The 18415-nt window shown below is 38.6% G+C and carries 17 protein-coding genes; 3 read left to right on the plus strand and 14 right to left on the minus strand.

Translation table 11 applies throughout. From position 1 onward, the window contains the following. Positions 1-181: 181 nt before the first annotated feature. The 8 genes from M0R79_RS06690 to M0R79_RS06725 all read right to left on the minus strand — a co-directional run bounded on the left by M0R79_RS06690 (position 182) and on the right by M0R79_RS06725 (position 10175). On the minus strand, positions 182-766 hold the full coding sequence (locus tag M0R79_RS06690; RefSeq protein WP_248415911.1) for a histidine phosphatase family protein: 585 nt from the start codon (positions 764-766) through the stop codon (positions 182-184). Beyond that, positions 763-1614: a Cof-type HAD-IIB family hydrolase gene (locus M0R79_RS06695; RefSeq protein WP_248415910.1), complete on the minus strand. Its 852-nt coding sequence runs from the start codon at positions 1612-1614 to the stop codon at positions 763-765. Before M0R79_RS06695 ends, M0R79_RS06690 begins: the two co-directional genes overlap by 4 nt. Before the next feature lie 4 nt (positions 1615-1618). Beyond that, positions 1619-3034, minus strand: coding sequence for a glycoside hydrolase family 1 protein (locus tag M0R79_RS06700; RefSeq protein WP_248415909.1), 1416 nt, complete (start codon positions 3032-3034; stop codon positions 1619-1621). A 70-nt stretch (positions 3035-3104) separates the two neighbouring features. Then, the gene (locus tag M0R79_RS06705; RefSeq protein WP_248415908.1) at positions 3105-4526 is read right to left on the minus strand and encodes a PTS transporter subunit EIIC; all 1422 of its coding nucleotides are present in this window, start codon (positions 4524-4526) and stop codon (positions 3105-3107) included. Positions 4527-4553: 27 nt separating this feature from the next. Continuing rightward, complete coding sequence (locus M0R79_RS06710) at positions 4554-5990, minus strand: 6-phospho-beta-glucosidase (RefSeq protein ID WP_248415907.1); 1437 nt, start codon at positions 5988-5990, stop codon at positions 4554-4556. Next, the gene (locus M0R79_RS06715) at positions 5983-7941 is read right to left on the minus strand and encodes a glucose PTS transporter subunit IIA (RefSeq protein WP_248415906.1); all 1959 of its coding nucleotides are present in this window, start codon (positions 7939-7941) and stop codon (positions 5983-5985) included. The genes M0R79_RS06710 and M0R79_RS06715 overlap by 8 nt, the downstream gene beginning before the upstream one ends. A 114-nt stretch (positions 7942-8055) precedes the next feature. Then, the gene (licT, locus tag M0R79_RS06720) at positions 8056-8883 is read right to left on the minus strand and encodes a BglG family transcription antiterminator LicT (protein ID WP_248415905.1); all 828 of its coding nucleotides are present in this window, start codon (positions 8881-8883) and stop codon (positions 8056-8058) included. Between the two features lie 200 nt (positions 8884-9083). Further along, positions 9084-10175, minus strand: a complete 1092-nt coding sequence (locus M0R79_RS06725; RefSeq protein WP_248415904.1) for a LysM peptidoglycan-binding domain-containing protein — start codon at positions 10173-10175, stop codon at positions 9084-9086. A gap of 381 nt (positions 10176-10556) precedes the next feature. Here M0R79_RS06725 and M0R79_RS06730 point away from each other — a divergent pair, with 381 nt between their 5' ends. Next, on the plus strand, positions 10557-10838 hold the full coding sequence (locus M0R79_RS06730; protein ID WP_248415903.1) for an ArsR/SmtB family transcription factor: 282 nt from the start codon (positions 10557-10559) through the stop codon (positions 10836-10838). 148 nt (positions 10839-10986) lie between these two features. Here the strand turns inward: M0R79_RS06730 and M0R79_RS06735 are convergent, their stop codons facing one another. The 4 genes from M0R79_RS06735 to M0R79_RS06750 all read right to left on the minus strand — a co-directional run bounded on the left by M0R79_RS06735 (position 10987) and on the right by M0R79_RS06750 (position 15054). Further along, a complete protein-coding gene (locus M0R79_RS06735) occupies positions 10987-12777 on the minus strand; it encodes a serine hydrolase (protein ID WP_248415902.1) in 1791 nt (596 codons plus the stop codon). A 24-nt stretch (positions 12778-12801) separates the two neighbouring features. After that, entirely contained in the window at positions 12802-13557 is a 756-nt protein-coding gene (locus M0R79_RS06740) for a hypothetical protein (protein ID WP_248415901.1), read from the minus strand. Between the two features lie 136 nt (positions 13558-13693). Then, positions 13694-14176, minus strand: a complete 483-nt coding sequence (locus M0R79_RS06745) for a GNAT family N-acetyltransferase (RefSeq protein WP_375163581.1) — start codon at positions 14174-14176, stop codon at positions 13694-13696. A 17-nt stretch (positions 14177-14193) separates the two neighbouring features. After that, positions 14194-15054 carry an MBL fold metallo-hydrolase gene (locus tag M0R79_RS06750; protein ID WP_259560400.1) on the minus strand — a complete coding sequence of 287 codons (861 nt, stop codon included), beginning with the start codon at positions 15052-15054 and terminating at the stop codon, positions 14194-14196. 170 nt (positions 15055-15224) lie between these two features. Between M0R79_RS06750 and M0R79_RS06755 the strand changes: the two genes are divergently transcribed. Then, positions 15225-15527: a DUF6693 family protein gene (locus tag M0R79_RS06755; RefSeq protein WP_248415898.1), complete on the plus strand. Its 303-nt coding sequence runs from the start codon at positions 15225-15227 to the stop codon at positions 15525-15527. A 179-nt stretch (positions 15528-15706) separates the two neighbouring features. Further along, the gene (locus M0R79_RS06760; RefSeq protein WP_248415897.1) at positions 15707-16807 is read left to right on the plus strand and encodes a site-specific integrase; all 1101 of its coding nucleotides are present in this window, start codon (positions 15707-15709) and stop codon (positions 16805-16807) included. A 161-nt stretch (positions 16808-16968) separates the two neighbouring features. On the opposite strand, the gene M0R79_RS06765 is transcribed toward M0R79_RS06760, so the two are convergent. Both M0R79_RS06765 and M0R79_RS09290 read right to left on the minus strand, forming a co-directional pair. After that, positions 16969-17904 carry an IS3 family transposase gene (locus M0R79_RS06765; protein ID WP_310795419.1) on the minus strand — a complete coding sequence of 312 codons (936 nt, stop codon included), beginning with the start codon at positions 17902-17904 and terminating at the stop codon, positions 16969-16971. Continuing rightward, the gene (locus M0R79_RS09290) at positions 17808-18395 is read right to left on the minus strand and encodes a helix-turn-helix domain-containing protein (protein WP_310795404.1); all 588 of its coding nucleotides are present in this window, start codon (positions 18393-18395) and stop codon (positions 17808-17810) included. The genes M0R79_RS06765 and M0R79_RS09290 overlap by 97 nt, the downstream gene beginning before the upstream one ends. Positions 18396-18415: the final 20 nt, after the last annotated feature.

The raw sequence follows: 18415 nt of genomic DNA on the forward strand, positions 1-18415 counted from the left end.
GAGAAATGAGATAAAGCAAAAAAGAACCCATGATTTATACCTAAAAAGGCTACAACACCTTTGTCAATTCGCCAATAATTTAACAAAAATTAACGAATAATAATGATAAAAATACCTCTAAGCATAAATAATGGATTCTTGTTTTTCAATTTCTAAAGACAAATAATCACTGAAGTTTTACCTATTTACTTGATTCTACTGTTGGATCAAAACTTTCTTGCAAATAAAACTTATGGTTTTCATACTTATAATGTAAAATGCAACAATTCGTAAACTCTGGTCGAATATCTCCTTGCCGACGCCAATTTAAATAAAAAGCATACATAGCGCCGCCATGCGATACGACTAATTGATTACCCTCAGCCTGCTCCATAATTTCTGTGAGTGCCTGAGTCATTCTATCCATAACCTCATGGACATCTTCTCCCCCATAAGGCACAAAATTGTCCCCATGAGAAACTTGCCCAGGTTTATGAGGGGGCTCCAAATAGGCTGGACCGCCTTCAAAGCGACCAAAATTCCACTCTTTTAATAACTTACTACGATTATAGGGACCTTGATAAACTAAATTCAGAGTATCTTCAGCTCGTTCAGAGGTTGAACAATGAGCCTGAGAAAACTCGACCCCTAATTCTTTCAGAAATTTTCCTGCCTGTTCTGCCTGGGCAATTCCCAGTGGGGTCAGCGGTGAATCACAAAAACCTTGGGTCCGACCTAATTGATTAAACAGAGTTTGACCATGGCGCATCAAATATAAATCACTCATAATTTACTCTCTCCCTCAATTAAACCCAAATGAACGAATCCATGATAGAGTCCATCTTGTTGAACATCCTTGGCGACATAATCCGCCATACTTTTGATTTCTGTTCCACCAGACCCCATGGCCACGCCTGTACCACAATACTCCAACATTGGAATATCTATCTTGGCATCGCCAAATGCAATCGAATCTTCACGCTTTATCCCGATATGTTGTAAGATAATATCAATTGCCTTGCCCTTATCTATATTCGCTACACCAATATCACCAAAGAGAGCTTGTTCGCCTGCTCCACCCCAAGTACCGACCTTAAGATGGGGGAAACGCTGACGAGCCTGCAGATAATCTTCATAAGCGTTCAGAATAAAAGAAACTTTATTAAGATCTGCGCGATACAATTCTCCATCATAGATCATCTCAGGAAAAACCTGTTCTACAGTCACGTGCTCAGCGTTGTCTTTCCCCTTATATGCAGAATACGCTTGAAGTGGCGCCCGCCCAGCTTCTTTGAAATTCTTTGAAGCAAATAATCCGTGATTTGATTCTAAAAAGAACTCTAGCTCCTGCTGATGTAACCAATCCACAATCTCTTTAGCATCAGTCTTAGAAAGAACTTGTTCAAATAAAACTTGATTATCTAGCTCCACATAGGATCCATTTCCGCCAATATAACCGTCGAAACCAATCGCCAAGATATCTTCATACATTTCGGCTTTAGAACGTCCGGTAACGGTAAACACTTTATGGCCATTTCTTCGCGCTTGTTGGATCGCTCTAATAGCAGACTCAGGAATATTCCCTTCATAATCAGTTAAAGTTCCATCCACATCAAGAAAAATCGCCTTCATCATCACATTAATCCTCCTCTAAACAAGCTCCATTCGTTTCAATCACCTGTTTGTACCAATTAAATGATTTCTTTCTATAACGTTTCAGACTACCAGAACCGTCATCATGCCGATCAACATAAATAAATCCGTAACGTTTAGACATCTGCGCAGTTGAAGCGGAAACTAAATCAATACAGCCCCAGCTAGTGTAGCCCATAATTTCTACCCCATCTTCAATCGCTTGGCCAACTTGATATAGGTGCTGATTTAAATAGTCGATGCGATAATCATCTTCTACCCACAGACCCTCTGGTCCTTCGACTAATTCATCCTTGGCACCCAAGCCATTCTCTACAATGAATAAGGGAAGTTGATAACGATCATAGAACTCATTCAAGACCAAACGTAAACCAACTGGGTCTATCTGCCAACCCCACTCAGAAGCTGATAAATAGGGATTCATTACTCCTCCCATGATGTTACCCTGACCACTGCCATACTCTTCTGGATTATGAGCCTGGGCCACCGACATATAATAAGAGAAAGAAATAAAATCAACCGTATGTTTGGCTAATAATTCTTGATCACCTGGAGCAAAATTAATATTTATACCATTTTCTTTAAAGAATCGCCGAATGTAATTAGGATATTTCCCTCGGACATGAATGTCGGAAAATAGGTAATTTTGATTCTCGAAATCTCTTACAGCGAGTTGGTCTAAAGGATGGGCGGTCATTGGATAAGCTGGCATGGCAATAACCATACAACCAATTTTAAAGTCTGGATTGATTTCGTGGCCAATCTTAGTTGCTAAAGCAGAAGCGACTAATTCATGATGGACCGCTTGATATAAATCTTGCTTGGATAAATCTTCCTTTGGCGTAGCAATGCCTCCTGACATAAAAGGAGCATGCAAGACTGAATTCACTTCATTAAAGGTAAGCCAATATTTTACCTTATCTTTATAGCGATTAAATATAGTTCGAACATAACGTTCATAAAAATCAATCATCTTGCGATTGGCCCAACCATTATATTCTCGAGCCAAATGCAGAGGCGTCTCATAATGAGAAATGGTCACTAAGGGTTCAATATCATATTTCGCCAATTCATCAAAAACTCGATCATAAAAAGCTAACCCCGCTTCATTAGGCTCAGCTTCATCACCCTGAGGGAATATTCTCGACCAGGCAATCGATAAGCGAAAAACTTTAAACCCCATCTCGGCAAAGAGGGCAATATCTTCTTGGTAACGATGATAGAAATCAATCGCTTCTAGTTTTAAATTGTCTGGTGTTGGCTCTTCTGTAACTGGCCCAAAACCACCCTGAGGAGTCACATCTTGAACAGATAAGCCTTTGCCATCCTCTTTATAAGCCCCTTCGAGTTGATTAGCCGCTGTCGCTCCACCCCATAGAAAATCTTTTGGAAAAACAACCATAATGAACCTCCTTAAATATTAGTAAATAGTTTCAAAATATCGAGCCCCATTAAAGAGCTCGATAATCTGATTAAATACTTTCTTTCTCCCGATAGAAAAAGTACGTTAGAATAAATCCGCCAATCGTTGCGATAAAAATTGCCACTTTATAATGGATTAAGTTAGCTGTATTTTGTCCTGATGGATCAATAAATCCTGGAATTGAGAAAATACCTAAGCCAGGCATTTGAAATGTCGTAACCTTAAAAATACCTAAATAAAGTCCTTGAAGTGCCGCAGCGACACAAGATAGATAAAATGGAAATTTAGCGGGTAGGGTAAAACCGTAAATAGAAGGTTCAGTAACCCCAAATAAAGCTGAGATAGTAGCTGGAACTCCTAATGTTTTTACTTTTTTATTTTTTGACTTCATCATCATAGCCAAAAGTGCTCCTACTTGACCAAAACTTACTGCTGAAATTACTGCAAAAATGACAGACTGACCTGTATTGGTCAATTCAATAATACCAATTGGTACAATACCCCAATGAAGCCCAAACATAACTAGAATTTGCCATAAACCACCTAAGATAAGACCAAATAATATCGGACTAACTTCATTCAACCAGGTAAATAACGCCCCAACTAAATTAGTTCCCCAAGTAGCGATTGGTCCTAAAATTAATAAAGCAACTGGGACTGTAATCACTAGAACTAAGAAAGGTGTCATAAAGCTTTTAACGTTATCGTGTAGCCGATCTTTGACAAAGTGTTCAATGATTGAAGCAAACCAAACCGCTAAAATCATCGGAATAACCGTTGAGTAATAGCCTGTTCCTAAAATTACTGGTATACCCAAAAATGTGGTAAATATTGGCGATTCAAAGACTGTCCCTGCGAACAAAGTATACAAAGGCTCTCCTGCAGTAACATCCAACAGAGTAGGATAGAGCATTGCGCCTGCTAAAGCAATTGCGGTGAAATGATTCATCTTAAATTTCTTAGCTGCCGTAATTGCAATCAACATAGGTAAGAATTGGAATAATCCATCGCCCGCAGCATTTAAAATAATATACAAACCATCAGAATGAGATACACCCAAAGCAGAAATAATAGCCACTAAGCCCTTTATCATCCCAGCAGCTGCCATGGTTCCTAGGAATGGTTGAAATATCCCAGACATTAAATCGATGAATTGATTGATCAGATTTCCCTTGGGGAGATTCTCTTCACTCTTGCTGGTCTCTTTTTCTTCATCGCCCAATGTGCTTACATTTAAAACCGCTTGATAGACATCGGGGACATGGTTACCAATAACTACTTGATACTGGCCAGACGCTTGGACAACAGATACGATTCCATCACGATTTTTTAAATATTCAGTATCCGCTTTACTTTCATCTTTTAAATGAAAGCGAAGTCTAGTCACACAATGACGTAAATCAATAACATTTTCTTCCCCACCGACATGTTGGATAATATCTCGCGCTAACTCATCATAATTCTTAGCCATAATCTTTCCTCTTTCTAAATTTATTAACTATATATTTTCTAAATTACTACCGTTTGTTGCGATAACTTGCTTATACCAGTCAAATGATTTCTTCTTGATTCTTTTGAATGTCCCCTTCCCTTCGTTATCACGGTCTACATATATATAACCGTATCTTTTCTTCATTTCGCCCGTTCCAGCAGACACTAAATCGATACAGCCCCATGAGGTATAACCGATCACTGGAATTCCATCTTCTTCAATGGATTTACCCATCTCTTCAATATGAGCCTTTAGGTAGGCAATGCGATAATCGTCTTCAATTCTGCCATTTTGATCAAGCTTATCAGCAGCTCCTAGACCATTCTCAACTACAAATAAAGGTTTTTGATAGCGATCATATAATTCATTCATCGTTATGCGGAAACCGAGCGGATCAATTTGCCAGCCCCATTCTGAACTCTTCAAGTATTCATTTTTTATCGAAGCAAAGATATTTCCTTCTGTTTGTTGATTTACCTTGGGATCAGCCGAAGCAACCCGAGATGAATAATAAGAGAAGGAAATGAAATCTACAGTATTTTCTTTTAATAATTCTTCATCTCCTTTTTCGAAAGGAATTTGAATGCCTTGCGCTGCTAATCTTCTCAAAGCATAATTTGGATAAACTCCGCGAGATTGAACATCTATAAAGAAATAATTCTCCTGATCCATGATTTGCGCTAGACGCACATCTGCAGGATTATGGGTGTGGGGATAATATTGACCAGCAGCAATCATACATCCTAATTTATTATTTGGATTAATTTGGTGAGCAATTTTCGTTGCTAGGGCAGAAGCTAATAGTTCATGATGAGCTGCTGTATATTTTATTTCTTCTTCATTTTCTCCTTCATTGAAGACAATACCTGCTCCCATAAAAGGCGCATGGAGAATCATATTAATTTCATTAAAAGTAATCCAATACGTGACTAGATCCTTATATCGAGTAAAAAGGGTAGTAACTAATCGCTCATAGAAGTCAATGAGTTTTCGGTTGCGCCATCCGCCATATTCATGAATCAAATGCATAGGCATATCAAAATGAGTAATGGTAACAATGGGTTCAATACCATATTTATGTAATTCTTCAAAGACCGATTGATAAAATGCAAGCCCATCTTCATTCGGTTCTAGTTCATCTCCCTTAGGAAAAATTCGAGACCAAGCAATTGACATTCGATAGGCTTTGAAACCCATCTCAGCAAAAAGAGCAATATCTTCTTTGTAACGATGGTAAAAATCGATCGCTTCTTTGGCTGGATAAAAATGATCTTCGTCGAAAGAAAAATGTTTCATATGTCCTGTAATAATAGGATATCTATCTGGACCCGTAGGAACTAAATCTACATTAGCCAACCCTCGACCTCCTTGGTCAAAAGCTCCCTCTAATTGATTAGCTGCAGTTGCTCCACCCCATAAAAAACCTTCTGGAAATTTAACCATTATTGCTTTCATCCTTTCTATTTTCTTTCATTACCGTAATGATCGTATCTTCTAAACAAACCTGACCTTTATCAGTCAGCAGTAAACACTCATAATAGTGACTATTCAAAACCACGATTGGTGTCGTTAATTGATACCCTTCCTTCAAAATTAAATCACGATCAAACGACATCAGCTTTTGTCCTAATTCAACAGCATCTCCTTGTCTTATAAATGTCTCGAATCCCCTTCCTTCCATTTTTACCGTGTCAATCCCAAGATGAATTAATAGTTCAACACCTTGTGATGATTTAATACCGATTGCATGATGAGTAGGAAAAAGGCTGGTTATCTGGCCATTAAAGGGTGCATAAACACAATTATCTTTAGGTATTATGGCTACCCCATTGCCTAAGGCTAAAGAAGCAAAAGCTCTATCTTCAATGCTCCGGAGATCTCGAATTTCACCAGTGAAAGGGGCATGAATCGTTTCAATCACTTCGCCTTCTTGAATAAGATTCGTTTGATTAGTATTGACATTGTTTAGGGACAATTCACTCTCCTTCTGCTTGTTAACAATAAATTGGTCATGACTTTTCCTTAAAATAAGGGGTAGGAAAATGGTAAGAACTATCAAACATAATGACAAAAAATAACTCAAGGCATCTATGTTTTCTCCATTCCCTAAAATTGAGAAAAAGCTGATTCCTCCGCTATTCAAATGATTTGACTTGAGTTTAAAAATCCAAACAAACCAACCTTGAAAAGCCCCCATTAGGAAAGAAATTATTAATAGGTGAAGTTTTGAAATAATAAAAGCAAAAAACGCTGGCTGACCAATGCCAAACAAAGCTAAGATTGCTGAAATAATCCCATATTTACTTGTCTGTTGGTTAGCTCTATATAACATGAGACTAAAGATAACTCCGACGAGTGCAAAACTCGCGAAAGATGTGATTGACAAAATTGATGAGTATCCCAAGGAATTTAGCTCAAAAGCAATTTGCTGATTTACCCAGGAAGTTAACCCAAAAATGGACAAAAATTGCCAGAAACCTCCTAAAAATATCGAAAACCACATAGGACTATGGGTATATAACCAGGATAGAGAAAAATCGATCAAATGATTCAACCAAGCTAACAAGGGACCAAAAATGAATAAAGAACAAGGCACCATAATCAAAATAGTCATAAAGGGAGTCATAAATCCTCGAACATTGGTTGAAAATTGCTTCTTAAAATACTTTTCCAATTTACTAGCACCTATAATCGTAATCATAATTGGGATTATCGTCCCATAATATCCCTGGGATAAAAAGATCGGTAAATTAAATAACTTAAACGATGGTATCAGATTAAATAGAGTGCCTGAAAGAATTTCTTTGCCTGCTGAAGTGTTAATCATTTCAAGAAATGATGGATATAAAAGAGAAGAGGTAATCGCAAGTGCCGTGAAGAGGTTCATTTTTATTTCTTTAGCCACTGAAATTGCAACAAACACAGGCAGAAACTGAAAAAAACCATCGCCAATTGCATTTAAGAAAATCATTAATCCATCATTCAGTAAATAGCCTAAACTTAACAATATATTAAAGATTACTTTTATCATTCCCGCCGCAATCATTGGGCCTAATAAAGGATTAAAGATTGAAGAAATAAAATTTAACACCCTATCTAAACCATTTCCTGTAAATGAATCGATAATCTTAGCAGATGTTGAACCTTCTATCAGGGTCATTATTTGCTCATATACTTCAGGAACGTGGTTGCCAATCACCAATTGGTACTGCCCTGAAGCTTGTATCACTGTCAGTATTTCTGGATTATTTTTAAAATACTCTGTATCAGCTAAGTTGACATCTTTAAGATGAAAGCGCAGACGCGTAATACAATGGCGCAATTCTTCTATATTTTCTTTACCACCGATATGATTTAAGATGTCATCGGCTAAATCTCGATATGGCTCAGTCATCAAATCCCCCTTTCAAAAATAAAAACCTAAATAGACATAAACTCCTTATCTGCTTAGGAATTTAAATCTATTTAGGTTTTGCCTGCAAAATCAGTAACAATCCTGAGAAATTATTCAATTATTTACTAGCCTTTGAATATGAATCGTTAAGTAAGCTATCTCATCCAGAGAAACATCGTATTGATAGGTATTTTCGACATAAACCTGGATGCGTTGTGCACATGCCAGAGAATCGGGATAAGATGCTTTAACTTGATTAAATAGAAAAATATCGTCATCATTAACCTTTTGCTTATTAATCACCCTCTGAGCAAAATACTGTAAATGAGTCACAAATCGATGATAAGAAATGCTTTCCTCATCATAAGAAATCGCAAAATGAATCTTAACAATATTCAGTATATCTTGCACAAAATTAACCATTTTAATGGTCTCTTCCATCAATCCTGATTCCTTTTGGGCATTAATGAGATGGAGTGCGATAGAAGCAGCTTCATCGTTTGGTAAATCAATCCCCATTCTTTTTCGTATCAATATTAGCGCCTCTTTACCAACTTCATATTCTTTGGCATAGAGTTTTTGAACTTCCCAGGACAATGGATTCTTTATGTTCAAATCATTTTGTATTCTTTCGAAGGCGAAATGCAAATGATCAGCAAGAGTTATATAAAGATTGGACTGAAATTTTTTTCCCAATCTATCTTCAGCCAGAGAAATAATATCAATCACTAACTCAGATTCTTGACTGCTCAAATCTTGATAAAGGTTAATAAATGTCTCAGCATCTTCCTGTAAGACAAAGGTCTTTTCAATTTTTGAGGTGTCGATTTGGTCTCCTGTTTTCTTTTGGAAACCCAGGCCCTTTCCAATCAAAATGATTTCCTGAGAAATTTCATCTCTAGATTGGACTACGTTATTGTTATATACTTTTTCAATACGCAAGCTAGCACCTCCATATAAAGAAAAACCTAAATAGAATCAGACATACTCGTCCAAAGCTATTTAGGTTTTGCCTGCCGAACAGTCACAATCCGTATAAATAATTTATCATTAAAAAAATAAAAATGCAAGCATTTTCAAAAAACTATTTAAAAAAACAACGCAGCTTTCGCTGCGTTGTTTCCTAAATTCAAATTCAATGATTAATACCAGCCATTGGCTTGCCAGTAATTATAGGCTCCTGAGATGGATCCGTATGAACCTACCATGTAGTCATACATCCATGCTAATTGAGTATATGGGTTGGTTGCCCAGTCGCTTCCGTGACTAGCCATTTTATTACCTGGTAGGGCTTGCGGTAGACCATAAGCTCCTGATGATGGATTAGAAATAGTTGGATTAAAGCCTGATTCATGGTTAATGATGAAGGCCCATTGTTCTTTCTCACTGGCAGAGATACCATAATTTTGGCAGATCAACTCGAAAGCTGAATAGGCATCCATGCCTGCAGTTGGGGCTACTTGTTCTGAGGTCGTTTCAGTTTCTTCCACGGGAGCTTCGGTAACAACTTCAGTTTCTACTGGCGCTTCGGTCACTGGTTCTGTCTCTACAGTTGTTTCTTCTGGGCTTAATTCAGTCTCAACTGGTGTCTCGGTAGTGGTTTCGACTGATTCAATAGCAGTTTCGCTGCTAGCTTCCGTAGTGGCCTCACTCAGACTAGTTTCTTCCGTCCAGTCAGACTCAATTGCCGTCGTTTCGACTTCGGCATCTTCGGTCGTGGTTGTTTCTTCAGCGACCCATTCTTCAACCGCAGAGGGTTCTAACCATTGTTCAGTTGCTTCAGTTGATTCAGTCCAAGAATCTTCGCTTGCTGTTTCAAAATCAGCTACTGCTGGCATCTCTTCTGAGGCAATTTCTTGAGCCTCTGCCACATTTTCAACAGGTGCTCCATTAATGGACGAATACATTTCATCATTGACGGTCAAGGTATGGTTTACACGGTCAAATGAGATGGTTGATCCAGCGATAATTAAGTCGGGATTTTCAATTTGATTCAAAGCCGCTAATTCGAGCACACCCATGTCTAAGCTGCTAGCAATTGAAGTTAGGGTATCACCCCATTGAACGACGTAATCCACTTGATTTTCTTTTGATTGACGGACTGAAGCCATCACTTCTTCTAAGGACCGAGCTACCCAAGAGAATTGAGACAATGAATCATTGGCTTGGGCGACAGCGTGTCCGGATAAGGCCATTGACAAGGTCAAGGCAGTCAAAGTTAGTTTCTTTTTCATATTATGTAAAACTCCTTATAATAAGATCCCTCACGACCCAAAAAGAGGTCGAAAAAGAGGGTTATTTCTAACTACAAGGGACATCGTACCTGAAAAATCGGCCCGAGACAATCAAATCCGATGATTCGTTATCCATTCTTAAATTAACAGCGCGCTCTGTTATCTAAGCTACATCTCTGTAATCCAATCGTAACTTTTGTAATTTTGAGCTTTTTGCTAAATTTTCTCTCAATTAAACCTAACCTAAGCCCATCAACTCGCCATCATGATTCTATAAAACAATCTATTTAACTAGCCAGCTATACTTATTATATTATTTGTAATTTTAATATATCGTGGTAAAATATGAAATAAGTCCAATAAAAGAGAAGGAGGCATAAAATGAAAAGTATCGATGTCGAGGCTGCCGAAGTTCTTGAAAAAGTGAGTGTCATCAAAGTCTTAGCTCATCCAATCAGATATTCTATTGCCCTCGCTTTGTATCATAATGGAACCCTGAATGTCGGGGCGATTCAAGATGTCTTGTCTCTTCCACAGTCCACTGTCTCTCAGCACATCAGTAAATTGAGAGAAGCAAGAGTAGTGACTGCGTCACGCGAAGGCACAAAGATCTTCTATGAGTTATCTAACCCCATCGCTCGCTCCCTCATCACTAATCTCTAATGCCTATAATTTTGCCCAATAAAAGACGGTCGCAGGAGACATCGATTCGCTTGATCTATCCTTGACCGTCACCAAAATAAAATCCCCGAACCAAAATAATTGGTTCGGGGATTTTGTCTGTTTAGCCTTAAATTCTTAATCAGCCTTACTAATCAGCTTGAGTCGTCTCATCAACGCTAATCCATAATTTAGAACGAATGTCATTAAATGCGTCGTGTACACGAACGGAGAGTTGAGCCACTTGTTCTCCAATAATATCATAGTTACCCGGTTCAGCAGTATAAACAGCCAAGGAGTACTCGCCATAAGGCGTGACGAAAGTAGCCACATCATTCTGTTCAGTGCCACCTAGCCCTGACTTGTTCCATGACCGCGTGTCACCCCAAATGTAAGTCCGCAAGAAGGTATGGGTATTCATGGTAAACTTGTTAATCAACATTTCATCCCAGGGTTCTCCATTAACTTGATTGTTAGCCAAATAAGCGAAGAAGCGCGCCGCATCGGCGGGTGAAGTAGTAAACCAGGTACTATCCCCCCCATAATATTTCCCTTGGATATAGGTATCGTAAAGTCCCATCTGATGAATATGCGGATTAATGACTGGACCGCCACCAACCGTATCAATAATCAGATTCGCTGCCGTATTGTCCGAATAGATTGAAACTAAGTCAACGAGTTCATCAATGGTGAATTGTGAGCCATTAGCATAACCTTGGATAATCCCAGCTCCAGGCACTTTATCTTCATCATAGAGCGTTACCACGGATTCTGGGGATAGCTGTCCTGTTTTATACTGATGATAAAGCTCACCCAAGACATAAATCTTCTGGGTCGAAGCTGGGAAGAAAATCTGATTATTATAGGAAGTCTGGGCCATCGTTTCATTATTTATGAAGGAAGCACCGACGCGGGCATTAATCCCATCGACCTCTTCTTGCAAAATTTGATCAATCGTATCTAATAATTCGCGCTCACTATAATAGGTCAGGACATAATCTTGATAAGTCGTGTCTTTCTTAATCCAGCCCAAATCTTCATAACCGATATTGACATGGAGCCACTCGCCGTTTAGGGTTTGAGCCTCTTCCACTACTTCCATCGGCATCTCAAAAAAGTTCTCCGTGGTGGTTAACAAGCCAGAACCTTTGCTTCCCGGCGGTGCCGTCATAATCAAAGCATCAGTATTTTTATAGAGAATACTATATTGAACTGGCTTAATAGCTGCATTGGCTGAATATTGTCCCTTAGGCGTTAGATAGATGGTCCGCCATTGAGGTCGGGGCATTAACTTTGCCAGACGTTCACGTTGACCATTCATTTGCTTCACTTGGGGAATATCAATCACTTGGGCGGTCGTTAGCCCCTGTTGATAATAACGCCAGCCCTCGAAGGGCAAGTCATGCCAGCCGGTATAAGGTTGACCAAATTGAAATAGATAGACCTTGCCCGCCGCCTGATACCAAGCGAATTGATTGATGCTCTCTTCTCTGATTAATTGATAGCGATTGGCCTTGGACTTGGGTGACAGCTTGGCAACATTGGGACTGTAGTAGAACCAAGGGACGACCTCAGGTTCTTCAACAAGCTCGGTCGTTGCTTCTTGATTCACCACTTCTGCGAGCAAGGGCTCATCAGTTCGATGCGAAACCCCTACATTCAAGTCGTTATCTTTTAGACTTTGAACCAAAATCCGATCCTCGGGATCCAAATTGAATTGTCGTAGAGGAGTATAGTGCGATAGCTTAGGCCCTTGCTTGGAAGCTAAGGGCTGGTCTAGCGAGAATTTCTCGGAAGAAGTCATATTAAAGATCCCAGCGACTACACTTACCATCAACCATACCACGACCATCAGCATTAAGATGGCGGCCAGCAGCCACCAAATTCGATTCTTTCTATGCTTAAGGGCTTGATCTTGAATTGAACCCCATATCTTCTTCACGGCCTAATCTCCTCATCTAAGTCATTAACGATTTTTAAACAAGCGAACTTTTGCATCGGGATTAATCTTAACCTTCATTTGTTTGACGAAATATTGAAACATTTCTTGCGAGAGTTCCATCTCAGGAATCATCTTTAAATATCTTTGATAAGGAATTTGTTCTCTTAACTCAATTTCATCGGCCTGGTTATGTAAGACATTCTGCATGATGAAGCTCTCATAAGTTTCTTCATTCAATTGCCGACCAGATTGGTCGAAGATATCTTGGGCAATCAATTTAAAGGTAAAATCTTCCAGAGCGTGTTCCGCAAGGATATCTCGCACATCCCCCTCAAATTCAAGTTTCAGTCGATCCCGAGCATACGCCTTTAACGTTCGACCTTTTGCTTGAGCATAAGCTTCGACTTGTTCAATATATTCATTAACATAGGCCTCTTTTTCTGCGCGGTCCATCACCGTATTGGCCGTTTGTCGGTAGAATTTCAAGATAAATGGTAAAACTTGTTCGAAATATTGATAGTTTTCTTGATTCTTCTGGTAAGTATCCATACCGTATTGTTTTAGCTGAGCCAAATTGTCGATGCCAGGTAAATTTAAAGCCGCCACTTTCTCATCAGTTAAGGCTGACCAGTCTTGACCCGTCATCTTGGCATATTGTTCTTCGGCATAATCCACTAAAGGCTGAGCCACGGCGTCCCAGGATGGAATTTCAATCGTTAGTAAATCCTCAGGTATTGGAATATTTTGATAATCAATATAATTGGTCACACTACTCTGCATCAGAACCCTCCTCGTCATCTCTTAATTTTAGCTAAGCCTTTCAGTAATCTCAAGTTTAAAATAAATTGGTTCTAAGCTAACTCTTTATAAAAATATAACCGATAAATTTAAGCTAGCTTAGAAGTTTCTTCAGCCATTATAGTCTCAGGATCATCCATTGGTCCATCGTATAATGACTGCCAACCATCTGAGCCAAAGGTTGGGTCAAGGATGTAAAGCCTATTTTCTGATAAAAGCTTAACGCATCAGTCAATTTTGAAGAGGATTCTAAGTAAAGTTGCTGGTATCCGGCTAAACGGGCTGCCTGACAAATATGGTCGAAGAGCTTACGACCCAATCCTTGATGCAAAGCCTCTTGTTTGAGATAGAGTTTCTGTAACTCGGCAACGGGAAAGCCCTCTTGAATCTGACCGTAACCGCCACAACCCAAAATTTGCTGACCCTCTGCTAACACGAAAAAGGCAGACCGCTCTTGCTGCTGATAATGCTCAAACAGATGGTCTAATTGTGGATCCGTGTAAGAAGTTCCCGGCAAATCCAAATGATAGTGTTCTAACGATTGACGAATTAGCTGGGCTAAAATTGCATTATCCTTTACTTCAATCGGTCGAATATTCACATCGAAATGCTGCAAGGCTAGTCCTTCTTTCTAAAAGGCTGTAAGGCTGGCTTACTGCGTTCTAAAGCAAAAGTCATTTCTCGACTTTCAGGATCAAATTTGGCCAAGCAGTAACTAGGGTCATGATAAAAGCTAAAATAAGCGCCATTCTGCAAGCCATAATTCACCCAGAGTTCCTTAGATTGAATCGTATCTTGCGGATAATCATCGACAGCCGGCACCCACAAAGGATTCAGATGCAAATGAGTCATCAAATGATCGGCCAAATGAAGCACCATTTCACCACCTTGACTCAACTTAATGATCGCATGACCAATACTATGGCCCTTAGCTTGAAACAATTCAATCGCATCGTTGACGCGATAATATCCACGCCAAAAGTCAACCTGATCAACAATCGGTTGCCAATTCTCCTGACGGTATGTTGCTCGTGTCCGTAGAGGTGGTTGTAGCAGTTCATCCCATTCAATTTCATTCACCAGAATTCGAGCCTTGGGATAGACCAACTCATACCCGGATTCAGAGCGGCTCGAACGGCGCGACGAGCCACCACAATGGTCATTATGTAGATGAGTCATTAGAATCAAATCAATATCTTCTGCTTGTAGGCCCAGTTGAGCGAGCGAAGCTAAGGTTCGATTCTCGCCAACGACCCCTTCATGGCGAATCGTCTTAGCATCCAATTTATCGAGCCCATACCCCGCATCAATCAAAATATTCTGACCTTGATACTGAATAAGAATCGGGTCACAGGTTTGCGAAACTTGATTATGCTGATTCACTTCGACCAAATTCCGCCAAACAACCTGTGGTACCGGACCAAACAACCGTCCAGCATCACACCAAAAAGAATTCCCCTCCAAAAAATGAAGCGTCATTCCCTGAAATTCAAAACTATCCACAAGCTATCCCCCCAATTAAAATTAATTATAAGCTTATAATAATAGGTAGACAAAGGATTTGTTTGAATAAACTAAATTATCTGCTTTACGAGAGCTTCATCCATCGATTACAATAAACTTACATTATTAAACACTGGAGGACGACAATGAAACAAAGTTATTTTGACGGATCCTTACTTTCTTTTATCGGCAATCGCCTATTGGCCCTTATTATCATTTGCTTTACTTTGGGTCTAGCTACCCCATGGGCAGTCATCATAATGACAAAATGGGAGATTGAACATACGGTGGTGAATGGGCAACGTTTATACTTTGATGGCACAGCCACACAACTATTCGGCCACTGGTTGAAATGGTGGTTTCTTACGATTATTACTTTCGGAATCTATAGCTTCTGGGTTGGCATTCGCATGCGCCAATGGAAGGCACAACATACCTATTTCAGATAGAACGAAAATGGAAAATACTCACGAGAAAACTTTTGCCCATAAATAGAATCAATAAATTTTGTCCCACTCATTACCTTTCATGCCTATAAAACTGATAACCTAATAAGCTAATCTTGATAGCGCTCTTAGCGATGTCCTATGATAGATAATATTTTATGGATAGAACAGGAGCGAATATTATGTCAGTAGCTAAAGACAAAAGAACAGGTAAATGGATGTGTCGTGTATCATATAAAGAAAATGAAAAATATAAACAAATCACTAGAAAAGGTTTTAGTACAAAGAAAGAAGCTCAAATCAAAGAAGCTCAACTAAAAATAAATCTCGAAAAAAGATTTTTAGTGAAACAGCAACTCAATAAAACTATAACCTTTGCAGATTATTTTGAAAATTGGGCTAGGAAATATAAAATCGGTCTCTATTCTGCCTCTACCGATGAAAAATATGAATATGATATTAAATTGGTTCATAAGTATTTTGGTAGAAAGAAAATAGCAGAGGTTACCAGAGATATGTATCAAGATTTTATTAATCAAAGAGGCAAAGGAAATGGGAAAGATATCGTAGAGAAAACCCATGGAAGATTAAAAGCCTGTATGCAAGATGCATTATACGAAGGACTTATCAATCGAGATCCCACCTATAAATCCGTTTTACGCTATGAAATAGCTGGAAATAACAAATTGAAATATTGGAATGAGAAAGAATTTCATAAAATCATATATTATCTCAAAAACAATATGACTCCAGCAAATTTAATCCTTTATATTGCCGCCCTCACCGGTCTAAGAATTGGCGAGATATATGGCCTATCATGGGATGATATTCAGCGGAATAAACTATCCGTAAATAGAAATTTCGATTACAAAAACAACGAGTTTACTCCGGGAAAAACAAAATCTTCAATCAGAACGATTTCAATTACCGAAAATTTATACAGCGAAATAATAAGATACAAAAATTCCAAACACAAATCTGATAATGAGCATCTTTTTATAGATAGGGGTAAGCCTTGCATCAGTTACAACGGACTTCGTAAACACCTGAAGAAGGTATGTAACATGCTGGCCATCGACTTCTTACCCATTCATTCCTTTAGACACTCACATTGCTCATATTTAATCTTCCAAGGAGTGAATATTCATTATATTTCTAAAAGACTTGGCCATACAACCGTCATCGAAACGCTAAAAACTTATTCACATATTTTTGATGAATTTGAACAACTTCAAAACAATAAAGTAATCGACGCACTGACTAATATCGAAGGTGCAAAATAAAGTGCAAAAAATTTAAGACAAACATCATCCAAGACAATATTTTTCCTAGACTCAAAAGCATTAAAAAAGACCAAACGTTGAGTAGAGTGACCCCAAATAGTTGGACCAGAGAGATGAACACTATTTTGTGTTTGTCTCTCTTTTGGTTTAATGATAAATTGTTAAGCCGCTTGCGCTTTTCTATATGCCACAGGACTTAGCCAATTCAATTTTTCTTTAATTCGTTCTTCGTTATAATACTGAATGTAATCTGTGATTGCAGTTTCTAATTCCTTGTAACTTCGATATATTTTCCCATAATACATCTCCTGTTTCATCACACTAAAGAAATTTTCGATCGGGGCATTATCATAACAATTCCCTTTACGCGACATACTTTGGAATACTTGATGTTCTACTAGTAACGCCTGATATTCCTTCATTTGATAAGCCCAGCCACGATCTGAGTGGAAGGTTCGTCGATAGGCGCATTCTTTCGATGCTTCTAAAGCTTCTTTCAACGCCTCAATCATCGTGATCCGATTCGGTTGAGAAGATACTTTAAAACTAATGATTTCTAGATTATACAGATCCATAAAAGGATCTAAATACATTTTCTTAACTTGAAGTTTACCAGAATGATCTTCTTCATAATATTTGAATTCGGTCGTATCCGTAGTAATCTTTTGTCTAGGGATGGACGTCTCAAATCTTCGATTCATCCGGTTAGGAGCAATCCGTCCTAGGACTCCCTTGTAACTATTGTATTTTCGATATTTACGTCCGAAGTTTTTAACCTGAATCTTTAATACTTGACAGAGACGTTGGACTTTCTTTTTATTAATGTGCCACCCTTGGTTAACAAGGGTCGCATGAATCCGACGATAGCCGTAATTCGGATGTTTCTTACGAATCAACAAGATGGCATCTTTGACTTTTTGGTCTGGATCTGATTTTTTCCAATGAGCTTGCCAATACATATAAGTGGATTTAGGAAAATCAATCGCCGCAAGAATCTCAGCTAAAGTAAATCTTTCTTGTTGTCGGAGCTTGTGGATGATTCTTGCTTTGTCTTCATTGCTTTCTGTTGCCGCAAGCTCCTTAGCATTTCCAAGTATTCATTTTTTATCGTTTGCATCTTTAATTCATACTCAAGTTCTTCAATTCGTTTATTTGCCCACTCTAGATCCGTTATCTTCAATGGAATAGAAGAAGTTCGTTTTTCTCTGCTCGTTCGTTCTTGCTTAGACATTGGTGGCCTCCCTGGTTTGCGAGAAAGACCTTCAATCCCGTGGTTATGATACTCTTGACGCCATCTAGGAATCAGTGAAGGATTATTCAATCCCAATTCATTCGCCACATCTTGATAGGATTTCTCACTGGCTTCATACAAAGTGATTGCTTTTAACTTAAAGTTTACACTGTATGTCTTATTTTTTCGAGAGCGCATTAACCCTTTTATTCCTAAAGTTTTATAAGCGTTCACCCAGGTTCTTAATTCTTGGGAGGATTTAATCTTATATTTCTTCGTCAACGTCTTCATCCCGATGGTTCCAGAAAGATATTCGGATACAATTTTCATTTTAAATTCTAAACTATATTTAGCCATACAAATACCCCCTAAAGTTG

The sequence above is a fragment of the Ignavigranum ruoffiae genome, assembly GCF_023195815.2.
GTDB classification, from domain to species: Bacteria; Bacillota; Bacilli; order Lactobacillales; family Aerococcaceae; genus Ignavigranum; species Ignavigranum ruoffiae.